This is a genomic window from Sporolactobacillus mangiferae, assembly GCF_023336505.1.
Lineage (GTDB): Bacteria > Bacillota > Bacilli > Bacillales > Sporolactobacillaceae > Sporolactobacillus > Sporolactobacillus mangiferae.
Genome location: NZ_JAMAST010000004.1, coordinates 111,787 through 127,206, shown reverse-complemented (window position 1 = coordinate 127,206; position 15,420 = coordinate 111,787). Strand labels below are relative to the sequence as shown.

The following is a 15,420-nucleotide window of genomic DNA, read 5'->3' as shown; positions in this document are numbered from 1 at the left end:
CCTTATCAAAACTGGTCATTTCTTCCTGTTTATCATTAGTATCTATAAAAATAGAATAAAAATCGTGAGTTTTAAGTCACAAAATACATACAGATTCTGTTTAGATTTTGTGAAATCGGAAATAAGGTCATAGGTCTTATCGCTTAAATTTTTATACGCTGAAAGTATATATCTTTAAGGATGATCGTATAAGTGCGACGGCGTCTTCCCCAGAGGCCGGGCGAAGGCAGATTTTCGCATTACGGATTTCCTGAAACAGACATCTGCATATAAAATGAAGATAATCAGGATCGGCAAAAAATCCATACATCGAGGTTTTCATTATGTTAAAAGCGATCCTTTTCGATTTTGATGGGACATTGGCCGATTCAAAGGCTGCTTTTCTTTCTTCATACAATGTACTGGCTGAACGGCATCACTATAAAAAGTTGACAGATGCCGACTTTGAACGTTTCAAGGGATATTCCATGAAGAAGCGCAGCAATGTGCTTGGTATCCCGTTTCATAAAATTCCGTTTCTCATTGGCGAGTTCGCCAGGCTGCACCAGCGTTCGATGGCATCCGTTCCCTTGATGGAAGGAGTGCGTGAGATGCTGAATGCATTAAATGCATCTGGCTACACGCTTGCCATTCTTTCATCCAATGATGAGAAAAACATACATGCCTTTCTTGAACACCATCATCTGGATTGTTTTTCTGAGATTATGTGCTCGAGACAGCTGTTCGCCAAAGATCGGCTGATACGTAAATACTTGAGACAGCATCGGCTGATCGGCTCTGAGGCTATCTATATCGGCGATGAGGAGCGCGACATTCTTGCAAGCCGAAAAAGCGGTGTGCAATCGGTCTGGGCGGCGTGGGGGTTTGACGGCATTGAAAATGTGCGTCGCGCGCATCCGGATTTTATTGCTTACGAACCGGCCCATGTACTGCGTATTGTCCGTCTGCTCTGATTTGTGCAGTCGCACAAATATTTTCGTTTGCCAGCTTCTTGTTTCTTGCTCATGGTCCTTTATGATGAGATTATTCAGTAACGTCAGCAAGAAAATGAGGTGCGGAACATGGAAAACTTTTTTTACAGACAACCGGTGCCCATTGACTTCGGCTTTGGGAAAATCAGCCGGCTTCCTGAGATTCTTGAGCAGATGAATCTGACGCGTGGCTTGCTGATCAGTGCACCGTCAATGGTACGCAGGGGCATCGCCCAAAACATTATAACACAATCACGTGGCCGCCTGATCGGGATATTCTCCGAAATTCAGCCGAATCCAACTGTCCTGAACACAGATGCCTGTGCGGCAAAGCTTCGTGCGCTTCATTGTACCTTTGCGGTTGCGCTCGGCGGCGGCAGTGTAATGGACTGCGCCAAGGCCGCCTGTTTTATTGCCGGCACAACCTTCAGCAGTGCGGATTATCTTTCCGGTGAACGGAAAATTGATCATGCGGGCATTCCGCTGCTTGCCGTGCCAACAACGTCGGGAACAGCAAGCGAGGTCACGGCGGCTTCGGTATTGACTGATACGAAGCGTGGAATTAAGGCCTTGCTTTCGAGTGATTTCTTCTACCCCGCATATGCGCTGGTGGATCCGGAACTGACGCTCACCTGTCCGCCGCAGGTCACAGCGGCAAGCGGTTTCGATGTTCTGGCCCATTCACTGGAAGCTTATTATGGAAAGAAACATCAGCCGCTGACAGACCTTGCAGCGGAGCGTGCCGCGCTGCTGGTTTTCAACTATTTGCGGACTGTGTATTACGAACCGGACAATGCTGAAGCACGCGCAAAGATGAGTGAAGCTTCAGTGACCGCAGGAATGGCATTCGGTATGACACAGACAGCTGCTGCCCATGCCTGCTCCTACCCGCTGACACAGGATTTCGGCATACCTCACGGAGAGGCCTGCGCGCTGACTCTTTCCGCTTTCTGGCGGCTGAACAGTTCCGAAGGGCCGGAAGCGGAGCGGTTGCAGGCCTTCAGCAGGCGACTTGGATTTAAGGACAGTGACGCGCTTGCTGATCGTATCGATCAGATGAAAAAAGAGATGCGGATGCATACTCGTCTGGAAGAAGCCGGCATTCATCTCGCGGATCTTGATGAGCTGGTTGATCACAGTTTTGCGCCCAACATGAAGAACAATCCGGTCACGATAACGAAAACGTTGCTTAAGCGCATTTATCAGTCGTTAGCATAAATGAATTTAACCGGACCGCGTCATGCGGTCCGGTTTTGTCTGTGCTTTAATTCGAGAAATATTTTTTGATCGTTGTTTTCAGTTCATCTGAATCAAGAATGATCTGACTGTTATTTGCTTTGAGCAAATCATCATACATGGTTGCGCTGTGCCCTTTAACCTGTCGGTATTTGATTTGCTTCTCCGGATGGAAATTCCCCTTGACACCAAGGCCGACACTGACCATATCTTCCGTAGACATATTTGTGGCAACCAGAAATTTTGAAAGTGAACGGGACAGTGCCGGAAGACGGGTCACATTGGATGGCTGCATGATCTTCTTGGCGATTCCGATCAGCGCGGCCTGCTGCAGCTGCTGCCGCCCATAGTCTGTACCGGGCAGCGAATAGCGTTCATGTGTCAGTTCGGCCACCATTTCGCCTTTCAGCTGATGAACGCCGGGAGCAAAGGTTTTGCCCTGATTTCTGGAGTACCATGGGTGAGTCAGTGTGACTTTGAATGGGAGATTCATCTCAATGCCGCCAAGTGCATCAACCATGTCCTTCAGTCCCCAATAGTTAGTTTCGGCGTAATAATGGATTGGTACACCGGTCAGATCGGAAACAGCAGAAACAGCGTCAACGATTCCCTGTTTCGTTCCTTTTTTGACCTGGGAGATGTACTGTACGCTCGTTAATTTGGTGTATCCGTAGCCTTTCATATATACCCGTGTATCGCGCGGAATGCTGAGCATATTATATGTATGCTTGTTCAAGTCGGCGTGTATCAGAACCATTGAATCGGTATGGCTTGCTGTCCCGCTCTTACGTGCATCCGATCCAATAAGCAGGACATTGAATGTACCCGCTTTTTCTTTGTAATTCTTTGAATTGTTGCCGGCGGCGCCGATTGCTTTCAGATTACTGAAATGGTTTTCGGGTGATAGACGATGATACTCAAAGAATGCCAGTGCAGAGCCGGCAATCAAAAGAACCGCAAGACTGAGCAGAACATATCGAAGGACTCGATGACGTTTTCTGGACTTTCTGAAGTTTCTTCTTGAGTTTTCCGATTCATAATTTTTCTTACTCATATTGTTCTCCTTTGGTTTCGGACACTGCCGCAAATCAAATTACGATGAACTGCCCTGAATTTTCCAAGTTCATTTTTCTAGTATAGCAAAAATCCGACACTTTTTTCATCAGTGTCGGAAAAATCTCATGTTTCGTTCCCAAGGTCATGCCTTGAAGAATCAGACTGTGTTTTTCGCTAAATAGATTCACTGAATGTGCGAAGCCTGAGTTTTCCAATGTCTTTCAGCAAACCGGTAAAAAAATGCTGCGTCTGGCATTATCTTTTAAATAAAACTGTGCTGCTTTCATATTGATACCGTACCGTCCATATAGTGAGAACAACGATCTTTTCATGAATTTGCGGAGGTGTCAGTCATGGAATTAATTCAACCTTCTGAAACACTTGAACTGGTACATGAGCATGGGAATTGGCAAATCAGCCAGGATATCGGTTTTTCCCCGGTTCAGCTTGTTGCGGCATCTGCCGCTGCCTGCAGCACCTATGTGTTTGAAAAACTGCTTGATGAGCGGGGCATTCCCTATGAATTAGATAAAGTGCTTTTTGACTATCAGCTCGGAGTATATTACCCCAATCCGATTGCAAAGATCGATGTCCAATTTTTTATGAAGGCGAACGATCGCGTGCGTGAAGAAATTGAGTCCGTTTTTTATCAGATTTCAGAGCATTGTCCGGTCATTCAAACGCTCCATCCGCGTGTCAAAGTCAACGCTTCCATTCTGTTTGTCTGATTGAGCACACAGGTCCCCATACACGATTTCACAAAATGGACAGAAGTGTTAAGTCTTTATTACAGATTTTTCACATTCTTTCCGATATAAAAACGAGAGCAAAAGAAAGGGGCCTGTGTCTTTTTATGTCGATTAAAGAAAGATTGAAACGCATTCGATTTTTTAAAATCAATTTGAAAAGTACGCTGATGATTGCCATGATTGCTTTTTCAATCATTCCGGCAGTCATTGTCGGCGTCGCTTCATTCATCAACGCCCAAAACGCATTGATTGAAGAAAAGGAGAGCAGTGCGAAGAACAGCGTTGAATTACTGAATCAGAACATTTCTCAGTTAATCAGTAAAGAGAAGACGCGTCTGGATTATTTGTCCAATCACATTACGACAGCTACGAATATAGAGGGCAAAGGGAATCTGGAAGTTCTCAATACTTTGCTGTCTCAGCAGCAGTCCGACAGTGGTCTGGCGCAGGTTTATGTCGGCGACAAAAAAGGTCGTTACGTTTACACGCCGCAGTCTCTGATTAAACCGGACGATTTTAATCCAGCCGAACGTCCGTGGTTTAAAAACGCAATGGCGAAGCCTAATCAGATTATGGTTAATGAGCCGCATCATTCGTTGCTCGTCAAAGATTATGTCGTATCCATGTCGGAAACCACTTCGGATGGAAACGGCGTTGTCGGGATCGATCTTAAACTGGATGATCTGCAAAAGATTTCAAATTCCGTGCATGTCGGGAAAAACGGTTATGCCTTCATTGTGAGCTCCGGTGGCAAGATCGTTGCTCACCCGAAATTGGATCCGGGTGTTAAGGTTCCGGATTCTGCGCTGATCCGCCAGATGAAAAAGTCGGGCAGCGCCGCTTTTGACACAGTGTATAAAGGGGCGGAGAAAAGAGATATCTATGTGACAAACAAAGACACCGGCTGGGTGATTGTAGGATCATTGATGAAGAGCGAAGTGGCAGATCAGACGAACAGTATCCTCCTTCATTCAATCATTATCGGGGTGATTACGGCCATTGTCGCGGCGGCGATTGCTTTGCTCACGGTGTTCTGGATTATTCGTCCGATCAGCCATCTGATCCTGATCGCAAAAAAAGTGACAGAAAAAGATCTGACTGTTTCAGCCAGAACAGAAGGTTTTGAAGAATTCAGGCATTTGGGCAACGGATTTAATCAAATGATTCATTCTTTGCGGCAGGTTTTAACGCGGGTCGATGAAAAGGCAGCGTCCGTAGCATCTTCTTCTGAGGAACTGACGGCTTCGACTGAGGAGAATAAAGCGACTTCCGATGAGGTTGCGCGGTCCATTCAGGAGATTGCTGCCGGAGCGCAGGATCAGAATCAGAAGGTTGAAGTTTCCAAACAGAGTGTCGATGCTATTCATCAGGAAACAGAGTATATTTCCTCTAAGGCGACCGCGCTTCGCGAAAGATCAGAAGCAGCCATGGGGAGCGTGACCACAGGGAAGCAATCACTTGGCCAGGTGACCAATCAGATCAAAACAATTCGCACGACCAATGATCAGGTGACGCGTGAACTGAATGACTTAGTGGAGAAACTGAAAATGATCAGTTTCACTAATAATCTGATCAATGACATTGCGGCGCAGACACATCTTTTGTCGCTCAATGCGGCGATTGAAGCAGCGCGCGCTGGTGAACATGGCAAAGGCTTCAGCGTTGTTGCTGCAGAAATTCAGAAGCTGGCCAGCCAGTCTTCAGACGCAACGAAGAAAATCGCCGATATTGAGAAAGCTTTCTCCGAAAAAGTACGCGAACTTGTGAAGACTCTTGAAGCAAGTTCGCAGCAGGTGGATCATGGGATTACGGTCGCGGATGAAGCTACGCGAACCTTTACGGATATTGAAGATACAGTTTCCTCTGTATCCGAGGCAGCGAACGAGATGACACATTCGGTTCAGGAAATCTCAGGAGCGGCCGGCGATATTGCCGCCCGTGTCCATGCCATTGCTCAATTATCAGAAACGGCTACTGGACTTACTGAGAATGTGTCGGCTGCTGCGGAACAGCAATCGGCATCAATGGAAGAAATCGCCAACAATGCGACAAGTCTGTCAACGCTTGCCGATGAACTCAGACAGGTGGTTGCTCAATTTACGATGAATAAACGATGAAGACATGTGTTTTACAAGAATGGACAATCATTTCCTGGGAAATAAAGATGAAAAGAACAGATTTTGTCGTTTTCATGTACAAAGCAGTTTTTCGTTACCGCATAAGCACGCAAAAAGATTCTGAATCCTTTAGGATTCAGAATCTTTTTCAGTTAAAGTATATGATTTTGCTCCGTATCCTCTATATTTGGGTAGAATAGAGGAATAAACTGAAAATGAACAGGGGTTGTTGTTTGCTTACCAGAAAAAGAATATGCGTCAGAAAATACTTACCTGCCTGAGGGGGGATGTCTGATGAAGATTTTGCCGTCCATTTTATCTGCTGATTTTGCACATCTCGCAGAAGAGGTACTTGATGTGGCGCATGATGCTGATCTGATTCACGTTGATGTGATGGATGGTCATTTTGTGCCAAACCTGTCTATGGGTGCCGGCGTGATTAAAGCCTTGAAAAGAGAAGTGGCGATTGCTCAGGATGTACATCTGATGGTTGAAGAACCGATTCCTCTGCTGCCCCAGTTTCTTGATGCAGGTGCCGACATGGTTTCGATTCACGTCGAAGCATGCCGGCATCTGCATCGAGCTGTCCAAATAATTCGAGATGGCGGCGCAAAAGCAGGTGTTGTTCTGAATCCGTCAACGCCCGCATCCGCGCTTGAAGCAATCATTAAGGATGTTGACTATGTTCTTGTGATGACCGTTGATCCTGGATTTGGCGGACAGCGTTTTCTTCCTTCCATGCTGGATAAAATAAAGGCAGTTCGCTCGATGATCAATACGCTGAAGTGCCCGGTTGCCATTGAAGTGGATGGCGGCATCAACGAGCATACACTTCCGCTGTGCTATGCAGCGGGTGCTTCACTTTTTGTTGCCGGATCGGGTATCTTCTCTTCGGCAGATCGTCACACAGCAATTGAAAGATTGAAACGGAGCATTTTCAAGGGGACTGGTAATGGCTCATGAAAAGCAGCATCAGCACATGAGATTAAATACAGGCAAACTTATAGCGAAAATGATCTCTAATTCGGACACGTATCATTAGGAGGCGCAGATTCATGGAACATGTGACGGAATGCTTGGATTTACTGGAGCGGTACAAGGCTGGACATCCGGCAGTGTATCATGTGGAAAAACTGAATTTTCGGGGGGCCGGTGCAAAAAAAGATGTATACAATTGCACGGCTCCTTTTTACGATGATGGGCGATGGGTGATTGCGGCACGTGTCGAGGCGCGTGACAGTGAACGTGCACATGTAGGTTTTTTTGAAGAAGCAGAGGGGGGGTGGCAGCTGATCTCACGTATGCCGTTTTTCCCGCTTCAGGATCCCTTTGTGGCACAGATTGGTGGCACGTTACTTTTCGGAGGCGTGTGGGTTGAATATGATGCGGACGGGCATGCAGCATGGAAAACCTTGCTCTATCGAGGTAAAAGCATCCGTTCATTAAATCTTTTTTTTGAAGGGCCAATCGGTATGAAGGATCTGCGCCTTGCGCAGCTTCCAAACGGATTGATTCTTGTCTTAACCCGGCCACAGGGCACAAAAGGAGGACGCGGGAAAATCGGCTATGTCGTGCTCGCATCGCTGAGCGAACTGAGTATTGAAAAAGTGGAATGTGCACCATTGCTTGAGGGACACTTTGCCGAAGAAGAATGGGGTGGTGCCAATGAGATTCATCCGCTGAAAAATGGCCTTGCAGGTATTCTTGGTCATATTGCGCGCTTTGATGATCGCGGCGGCAGGCACTATTATTCAATGGCATTTACTTTGGACCCCTTTACCGGACGCCATTCGCCGGTTGAGATTATTGCGACACGGGATGACTTTATAGAGGGTCCGGCCAAACGTCCAGATCTTCAGGATGTCGTGTTTACCGGCGGAGCCACCCGCAGTAATGGGCGAATGACATTATATGCAGGTACAAGTGATACGGAAGCGCAGCGGATCGTCATTGATGACCCATTCGCAAAATTTGAGCGAATTAATTAATTTATGTTAGAAAATTTGGTTTCACCAGCATTCAAAAAATTTTCAGTATACAAAAAAGGGTGTCTCAAAAGTCTATTGACAATGGGACACCCTTTAAAATGACGCGCGCGTTTTGGAATTAAGCGCTTGGGTACGACTCCTGCGAAATGTTTCTATTGGCCGCGGGCAGTCACAGCGACGATACAAACAAAAAGAATAGATCAACGAACCCATGGTGGGCCTACACAAAAAACCTTACTGCTCACTTTTCACCGCTTTGCTGAATGGCACGGCAAACGAAAAGGCATTAAAAAATGTGGTTGACTTATTTTCATAAAAGAATGAAAATATAAACAATAAATAAATTATTATTGCAATAACAATTTTATATCGCGCACAATTTAAGATGATTTTTCTTCATAGGTCTGCTTTTTGGAAGGAGAGAGGCAATGTGCCTGAGTCTATTTTTGATCAACAGATTAAGCGAAAAAATACAAATTGTGTAAAATGGGACAGATCAGAGGTATTGTATGGCAAACCGAATCTTCTCCCAATGTGGATTGCCGACATGGATTTTCAGGCACCGGATTTTATTCTTGACGCACTGAAAAATTGTGTGCGACAAAAGGTTTTCGGTTACACTTATTGTCCGGAATCATTATATGGAGTTGTGCAGAACTGGCTGATGAAGCGCTATGGCTGGGAAGTGCGGAGCGATACGATTGTGTTCAACCATAATGTCGTCTCAGGTGTTGCACTTGCGCTGCGCGTGCTGACGCAGAAAGGAGACAGGGTTCTGATCCACAATCCGGTATACAATCCTTTTTTTGAACAGATCAATCAGCTGGGCCGCGTTCCGATTGTATCTGAACTTGAGATCCATGACGATCGTTATTATATGGACATCGCTGATATGGAGCGCAAAATTGCTGAGCATCATGTGTCCTGCATTTTGATTTGTTCCCCGCATAATCCCGGTGGACGTCTTTGGACCCAGGCGGAATTGCGCCAGCTTCTCGATCTGGCCGCAAAATTTGACTTGCCCGTTATTGCTGATGAAATACATTCGGATCTTGTTCTGCCAGGGAAAAAGCATCAGCCGCTTGCACAGCTCGCGGGTGACCAATGTGCCAGAATCGTTACATTAATGGCGCCAACCAAAACGTTCAATCTGGCAGGAATTGGTCCTTCGTACATATTGGCATTTGACCCGGATCTGGCAGTGAAACTTCAAGAAGAACAAAAACAGATGGTTTATCCGGAAATCAACGTGTTCCAGATTGCGGCTATGACTGCGGCTTATGGGCAGGGAGAACAATGGCTGAACGAACTTATGGCTTATATTAAGAGAAATATGGATTATGTGCGCGCATGTCTGTCTGAGGTTGCAGGCATTCGATGTATGGATAATGATGCCACTTATTTGATGTGGATCAGCTATAAAGGACTTAATGTTACGGAAGACACGCTTAACGCCGCATTAGTTGAGCAGGGAGTCGCGCTTCAGATGGGCAGTCTCTACGGAGAAGCAGGTCGTGGTTTTATCCGTATGAATGTCGCGACCCCGCGCGTGCTTGTTATAGAAGGTGTAAATAAGATGCTGAAAGCGTTCAAACAGGTAAAACAGGCGCATGCGCACATTTCCTGATTTCCGCATGACATGCGCTTGCGCTGTGAGCAAGGAGGAGGTAAATATAACGGATAAACTGAAACGATATAAACATCTTGTCTCTTTTTTAGGCGAGGTCATGGGTGATGGTACGGAAATCGTTCTTTATGCGGTGCAGGACGGCTCTTTTTCTGTGGTTGCACTCAGCGGGCCATCCAGCGACCATCCCTCTTCCGATTCGGTTGATCTTTCAGAATTATTGAAAAAAGGAAAAGAGTCAGGTCATCCATTCATGACGAATGATGAACGTGTCATTGAAAACGGAACGGTCATAAAATCGTCAGCATATTTTATACGAGATGCGTATGGTGCGGTCATTGGCCTGCTGAACATCTCTGTCCATTCAGAGAGAATGGCGCAAGTGATTGAGTACCTGAAAGGGTGGATCGACACGGGGCACCAGTATGCCATGGCTCATACGCCGAGAGGTCCGCTTCCTTCAATTGAGGACATTGCTGTCAACAGTATTAAAGAAGTCATCTCAAGTATGGAAGTCCCGCCTGTACGCATGTCCCAAAAGGAGAAGCTGGAAATTATTCATAAATTGAACAGCAACGGCATTTTTAAGATAAAAGGGATTGTCAGCCTTGTCGCTCAGGAACTGAAAACATCGGAAGCGACTATCTATCGCTACCTAAGCAAAATGAAGAAGGGGGAGCCTGATTTCGATCCGGATATGCTGTAATAATCCATTGACGTAACCGGACAAAGTCATTATATTAAACGGTAAATCCAATGTAGAAAGGGGCAGAATGATGCTGAAACCAGTGATTGGGATCACGAGTGGCTATGTCAAACTGAGCGCTTTTTCAGAGGGCGACTATACACATAAAGATTATCTTATTTCTTTAATCAAGGCAGGTGCTGTCCCACTCATCCTGCCAATTATATCTGGCCCCTGTGTTGAACAGTACGCCGAGTTGTGCGATGGTTTTCTGCTGAGCGGGGGATGCGATGTAAATCCACGATTCTTTGATCAGGATCCGTTGCCTGACTGTGGTGTATTCGACACAGAACGTGATCAGACTGAGTTTCAGCTCATTGATGCAGCGATTAAGAAGGGGAAGCCGGTATTTGGCATCTGCAGGGGGCTTCAAGTCATCAACGTGGCTTTCGGTGGCACATTGATTCAGGATATCGGCAGTACGCTTGACCATCCGATTCAGCATGAACAAAAGGTTTCCCGCAAGGAAGGAAGCCATCGCGTACGTCTGGAGAAGGAATCAAAGCTGTATCGAATTCTTGATGAGCAGGAGATGATCATCGTCAACAGTCTGCATCATCAGTCGATTGACCGGCTTGGCAAGGGGCTTCACACTGCGGCATACTCGGCAGACGGCGTTATTGAAGCGATTGATCTGACCGAGAATGATGTGATGGGCGTTCAATGGCATCCTGAGTCAATGACTGCAGGCGGAAATGATCTGATGCTGGCTCTGTTTAAGTATTTTGTTGCGGCATGCGAAAAAAGAAAGCGTGAAAGAGCGGATATCTCATTTCTGAATTGAGGGGCATGGTTTACTTTTAGCTGGATATATAGCTGTGTCGCAGCCAGTCGTTTGAGAATTTTTAAAACATTAAATCGGTTCAATATGTGATGAGCCATAATAGTTCGAACTAGAAAACCTGGCTTTGCCAAGCCTCTGGTGAAGGCAAAGCCGCCGTCGCATTTATACTACAATAATCCGCTGAATTTTAAACTCGCTTATAAAAAATCTTCCATTTTTCTGATGGAGGATTTTTTAATGTCTATAAGAAATATGCATGCCCCGCCAGAGGGGTATGGTTGGCAGCGGTAGGTGAGCAGCTGTGGCTACGATCAAATAAAAGGAATTGGTTAACGATTTTGGTCGAAAATTGTGACCGGGTGATGACCGGTAACTCGCGATTAATCGATTTGACCGGTACGATTTTTCTCAGTATCGTTACAGCTTCCGATTTTCCGATTTGACTGGTAACTGACGTTTCTGAACATGCAGTCAGTGCTTTTCTGCAGTCGTTTTGCTTATCTCTTCGAACGTTTTGATCACTGCAGTTGCAAGAATGAGTGTGCCGCTATACATTGCCTCATGGTTGAAGGTCATGTACGGATGATGCAGACCTGGCTTAAGGTCGCATCCGAGACCCAGCATAGTCGACTTCAGTTCCGGTGTGCGGATGGCGTATTGATGAAAATCGTCCCCGCCGCTTGACTGGCTTGCCGGATCGCAGTTTTCTTCGCCAAGAACAGCTTTAATTGCCTCACTCATGAGTGCAATCGCCTTTGGATCGGAGACAGCAGCCGGACTTCCGTGCGCATCGTCCAAGTGAATGCTGACACCGTAGCTGCTAGCGATGCCCTGAACGACCTGTCTGATTTTTTTCTTCAGTTCACTCATGACTTCATTGTTCTGCGCACGGACATCCAGACTGAACTCGGCGTGGCCGGGAATAATGTTGGTTGCTGATCCGGCATGGAGGTTCGTCATTTTGACTGAACTTGGAATCATGGGATTGACATGCAGATGGCCAAGCGCGTGCACGATTGACGCAGCCACCTCAATAGCGTTGGTACCGAGGTGCGGGCGTGCCCCGTGAGCATCCTCACCGTCGATCACGCCGCGAATGGTTCCGCACGCACCATGAAGAATCGCCGGCCGGGCATGACCGTCCTGTGTTTCTTCAATCGGGCGCACATGCACGCCATAGAAATAATCAGCATCGTCAAGAACACCGCGCCTGCTCAACTCAAGCGCACCACGGCCAATTTCTTCCGCCGGCTGGAAGACGAGCCGGACCGTGCCGTCCAATGATTCCGACTGCTCCTTCAAAAGCATTGCAGCGCCAAGCACCATGGACATATGCGCATCGTGGCCGCATGAGTGATTGGCCTGAAGTTTCCCGTGCACTTTCTGCCAGAGTGCGTCCATATCCGCGCGCAGGGAGACAACCGGTTTTCCGCTTCCGATCTCCCCGATTACCCCTGGGCAATCATCGAAAGTCTGTGTCCGGTACCCTATTTCCTCAAGCTTTTTTTTGATGAAGGCAGTGGTTTGTGTCTCCTTCATGCTGATTTCTGCATGCGTATGTAAATAGTTGAAGAGTACCATTACATTTTCTTTGATAGTGTTATTTAATTCGAGTTCCATGCAGCATGCCTCCGATTTCTAAATATTTATTCATTTCTTAACTTAGCATGACGAGACAGCTTTTTCAATGCATGAGAAAAACAGGCTATTACCCGGCCAGCGATCTCCAATATGACTTGCTGATTGATGCCTTTAAGATGCATTGTCGCTGCGCCTGCTGGGCACACCGCAAGCCTCCACGGAGTGCGCTTACGTGCCTTGGACAGACTTCACGTTGAAATACCGCTGATCGTCATACCAACGGAGCAGAATCTTATATTGTAAATACTGGTTTTTATCGCATGGCTTTTTCATTCAAGCCGTGTTACGCGCACTTCAAGTAGGTTATCAATGTTTCTTAAGTTTGTAAAAAACGCAGAAACCCACTCCGCATGACAAGCGAAATGGGCTACGACGTGATTCTTTGTGAGTCACATGCTAATTAGCATAGATCTGTGCATCAACATAGTTGAACAGCTCTTCGGCAATATCCACATCTGAAACTTTTGACAGTGTCCGAAAACCGGCGTTTCCATTCATTTCGCAGACAGTCAGGCCGTCTTTACCGAAGAGGAGATCGACGCCGCAAAACTCTAGTTGGAGTGCCTGAGCAGCCTGAATGGAAATCGCTTCAATGGCTTTCGTTGTTTCATAGCTTTCTGCGCGCCCGCCCAATGCATAATTTGCCCGGAATCCTGTTTTGGCTGTCCGCAGCACGCTGCCGAGTACACGTCCGCCGAGTACGTAAATACGAAGATCTCTTCCACTGCTTTCTTCTATATATTCCTGGCAGAGAAAGAAGCCATTCGTCTGTCTGAAGGCTTTATCAAAATCAGATTCATTTTTTATTAAGCAGACATTCGTTCCCTGTGAACCCTCCACGGCTTTCATCACGAACGGACGCCGGTCAAAAGCGGTACTGATCAGATGATAGTCATGTTGCCCCGTGTACAGGGTTTTCGGTGTCCGAATTCCGGCTTTATTCAACATTTGCGATGTAATCACTTTATTCCGTGAACGGAACATGGCTTCGGTCGTATTGATGACACGGATGCCCAGCGCCTCCAGCTGCATGCCCAGGATTCGGTTGTAGCAGCGCATCAGTACAAAATCGGGCAGATTAAGAGATTTATTTTTATAGATAAAAGTTATTGATAAATCCATACAGACAGCCAGATCTTCCGCAAAAATAATCGCCAGATGAATGTCGTGTGCTGCGGCAGTGTCAACCATCCATTCAAAAGCATTGTTTCCATATTTATTGTGCAGTACCGATTTGGAATAAATCATCCAACCGTAGGCCATGCAATCACCGCGCATTCACTTTTTTATAATCATCACTGGATGTAAATCAATATGATCAGCGGCATTGTAGCACAGGGACCGAGCATGTGCAAGAGGATGATGTGCATCCCGGTCAGTCATTTCAGAAGATGGCAAAATCCCAGGCATCCGTCTGTGAATCACCACGTAGATTTTGGTATATTAATAATTGATATGCGTAACGGAAATCAGTGGAATAAAAAAAGGGGGGGAGCCAGCATGCAGGTGCTTTTTTGTGTTGGCAAGTCGTATATGCCGGTATACAGAGAGATGACGAATCAGCTGGAAACGTTTGGTGCCCATGTGCACTGCCTGACATTTGATCAGTCGCTGAGCCGTCAATTGATTAAACAAAAAATAAGTAATGTAGAGGTATGTATTACTGCGGTTGCACCTTGTGATCGGGAAATAATTGAAGCGGCACCGAACCTCCGTTATATATTAAAGACGGGAACGGGTCTCGACAATGTGGCGGTTGATGCCGCGACTGAGCGGGGCATCATGGTCAGCAACGCACCTGGCGTGAATGCAACGTCAGTCGCCGAACTCGCATTCGGGCAGATGATCAGTCTCTCGCGCATGGTTCCGATGCTTGATCGCGGGACGAAAAATGGGGAATGGCCAAGTGGTGATGCTTATGAGTTGAACGGAAAGACTGTCGGGATCATTGGGTTCGGATCGATCGGCCAGAAAGTAGCTCATTACGCCAGGGCATTCAATATGCATGTATTGGCGTTTGGCAACTATCAGGATCACGAGGCGGCCCGGCGGCTGAATGCAACTTTCGTTGATCTGGATATGCTTCTGAGTGAAGCAGACTATGTAGTCATCTGCACGTCTTTAAGTGCTGCCAATTATCATCTTATCAATGAAACCGCACTTGATAAAATGAAAACGACTGCCTTTCTCGTTAATATTTCCAGAGGAGCGCTTATTGACGAGCCGGTGTTATTTGAAGCTTTGCGAAACAGGCGAATTGCCGGCGCCGCTCTGGATGTGTTTGAAAAAGAGCCACCCGAAGCCTTGCCGGTTCTTGACAATCTTATTGTGTCACCGCATGTGGCGGGAACGACGAAAGAAAGCATTGCACGCGTTGCCGATGTGACCGTTGAAAATGTACGTAAATTCATGCATCATGAGCGGCCGGATTTTGTGGTCAACAGAGAAGTGCTGAACCAGTGAACAAATGACGATAAAGATGCGGTGATTCAAAAGCGCACAGGTT

Annotated in this window: 13 protein-coding genes; 10 read left to right on the top strand and 3 right to left on the bottom strand. The window is 46.6% G+C overall.

Translation table 11 applies throughout. The annotated features are described in order from the left end of the window. Positions 1-323: 323 nt before the first annotated feature. Complete coding sequence (locus tag M3N64_RS06360) at positions 324-953, top strand: HAD hydrolase-like protein (RefSeq protein ID WP_249099790.1); 630 nt, start codon at positions 324-326, stop codon at positions 951-953. A 108-nt stretch (positions 954-1,061) separates the two neighbouring features. Further along, complete coding sequence (locus M3N64_RS06355; RefSeq protein ID WP_249099784.1) at positions 1,062-2,189, top strand: iron-containing alcohol dehydrogenase family protein; 1,128 nt, start codon at positions 1,062-1,064, stop codon at positions 2,187-2,189. A 46-nt stretch (positions 2,190-2,235) separates the two neighbouring features. Here M3N64_RS06355 and M3N64_RS06350 read toward each other — a convergent pair whose 3' ends face one another. After that, complete coding sequence (locus tag M3N64_RS06350) at positions 2,236-3,261, bottom strand: LCP family protein (protein WP_249099782.1); 1,026 nt, start codon at positions 3,259-3,261, stop codon at positions 2,236-2,238. A 355-nt stretch (positions 3,262-3,616) separates the two neighbouring features. Between M3N64_RS06350 and M3N64_RS06345 the strand changes: the two genes are divergently transcribed. From M3N64_RS06345 to M3N64_RS06315, 7 genes are all read left to right on the top strand, one after another. Next, entirely contained in the window at positions 3,617-3,991 is a 375-nt protein-coding gene (locus tag M3N64_RS06345) for an OsmC family protein (RefSeq protein ID WP_249099778.1), read from the top strand. Positions 3,992-4,116: 125 nt separating this feature from the next. Next, entirely contained in the window at positions 4,117-6,129 is a 2,013-nt protein-coding gene (locus M3N64_RS06340; RefSeq protein WP_249099775.1) for a methyl-accepting chemotaxis protein, read from the top strand. Positions 6,130-6,423: 294 nt separating this feature from the next. Then, positions 6,424-7,092, top strand: a complete 669-nt coding sequence (gene rpe / locus M3N64_RS06335) for a ribulose-phosphate 3-epimerase (RefSeq protein WP_368389896.1) — start codon at positions 6,424-6,426, stop codon at positions 7,090-7,092. 92 nt (positions 7,093-7,184) lie between these two features. Further along, positions 7,185-8,117, top strand: coding sequence for a DUF1861 family protein (locus M3N64_RS06330; protein ID WP_249099774.1), 933 nt, complete (start codon positions 7,185-7,187; stop codon positions 8,115-8,117). A gap of 430 nt (positions 8,118-8,547) precedes the next feature. Next, positions 8,548-9,744 (top strand): MalY/PatB family protein, encoded by a 1,197-nt coding sequence (locus M3N64_RS06325; RefSeq protein WP_249099771.1) that lies wholly within the window; start codon positions 8,548-8,550, stop codon positions 9,742-9,744. Positions 9,745-9,769: 25 nt separating this feature from the next. Continuing rightward, on the top strand, positions 9,770-10,450 hold the full coding sequence (locus M3N64_RS06320) for a helix-turn-helix domain-containing protein (protein WP_249099768.1): 681 nt from the start codon (positions 9,770-9,772) through the stop codon (positions 10,448-10,450). A gap of 70 nt (positions 10,451-10,520) precedes the next feature. After that, positions 10,521-11,273, top strand: coding sequence for a gamma-glutamyl-gamma-aminobutyrate hydrolase family protein (locus M3N64_RS06315; protein ID WP_249099765.1), 753 nt, complete (start codon positions 10,521-10,523; stop codon positions 11,271-11,273). Positions 11,274-11,744: 471 nt separating this feature from the next. Here M3N64_RS06315 and M3N64_RS06310 read toward each other — a convergent pair whose 3' ends face one another. Then, a complete protein-coding gene (locus M3N64_RS06310; RefSeq protein ID WP_249099762.1) occupies positions 11,745-12,893 on the bottom strand; it encodes a M20 peptidase aminoacylase family protein in 1,149 nt (382 codons plus the stop codon). 417 nt (positions 12,894-13,310) lie between these two features. After that, positions 13,311-14,177 (bottom strand): ATP-grasp domain-containing protein, encoded by an 867-nt coding sequence (locus tag M3N64_RS06305; protein ID WP_249099759.1) that lies wholly within the window; start codon positions 14,175-14,177, stop codon positions 13,311-13,313. Positions 14,178-14,414: 237 nt separating this feature from the next. Here M3N64_RS06305 and M3N64_RS06300 point away from each other — a divergent pair, with 237 nt between their 5' ends. Continuing rightward, entirely contained in the window at positions 14,415-15,377 is a 963-nt protein-coding gene (locus M3N64_RS06300; RefSeq protein ID WP_249099756.1) for a phosphoglycerate dehydrogenase, read from the top strand. Positions 15,378-15,420 lie beyond the last annotated feature (43 nt).

Bases quoted from the DNA above. Each gene is read 5' to 3' on its own strand.
- M3N64_RS06340 (WP_249099775.1), top strand. From the start codon at position 4,117: ATGTCGATTAAAGAAAGATTGAAACGCATTCGATTTTTTAAAATCAAT.
- M3N64_RS06310 (WP_249099762.1), bottom strand. From the start codon at position 12,893: ATGGAACTCGAATTAAATAACACTATCAAAGAAAATGTAATGGTACTC.
- M3N64_RS06350 (WP_249099782.1), bottom strand. From the start codon at position 3,261: ATGAGTAAGAAAAATTATGAATCGGAAAACTCAAGAAGAAACTTCAGA.
- M3N64_RS06360 (WP_249099790.1), top strand. From the start codon at position 324: ATGTTAAAAGCGATCCTTTTCGATTTTGATGGGACATTGGCCGATTCA.
- M3N64_RS06355 (WP_249099784.1), top strand. From the start codon at position 1,062: ATGGAAAACTTTTTTTACAGACAACCGGTGCCCATTGACTTCGGCTTT.
- rpe (WP_368389896.1), top strand. From the start codon at position 6,424: ATGAAGATTTTGCCGTCCATTTTATCTGCTGATTTTGCACATCTCGCA.
- M3N64_RS06330 (WP_249099774.1), top strand. From the start codon at position 7,185: ATGGAACATGTGACGGAATGCTTGGATTTACTGGAGCGGTACAAGGCT.
- M3N64_RS06305 (WP_249099759.1), bottom strand. From the start codon at position 14,177: ATGGCCTACGGTTGGATGATTTATTCCAAATCGGTACTGCACAATAAA.
- M3N64_RS06345 (WP_249099778.1), top strand. From the start codon at position 3,617: ATGGAATTAATTCAACCTTCTGAAACACTTGAACTGGTACATGAGCAT.
- M3N64_RS06300 (WP_249099756.1), top strand. From the start codon at position 14,415: ATGCAGGTGCTTTTTTGTGTTGGCAAGTCGTATATGCCGGTATACAGA.
- M3N64_RS06315 (WP_249099765.1), top strand. From the start codon at position 10,521: ATGCTGAAACCAGTGATTGGGATCACGAGTGGCTATGTCAAACTGAGC.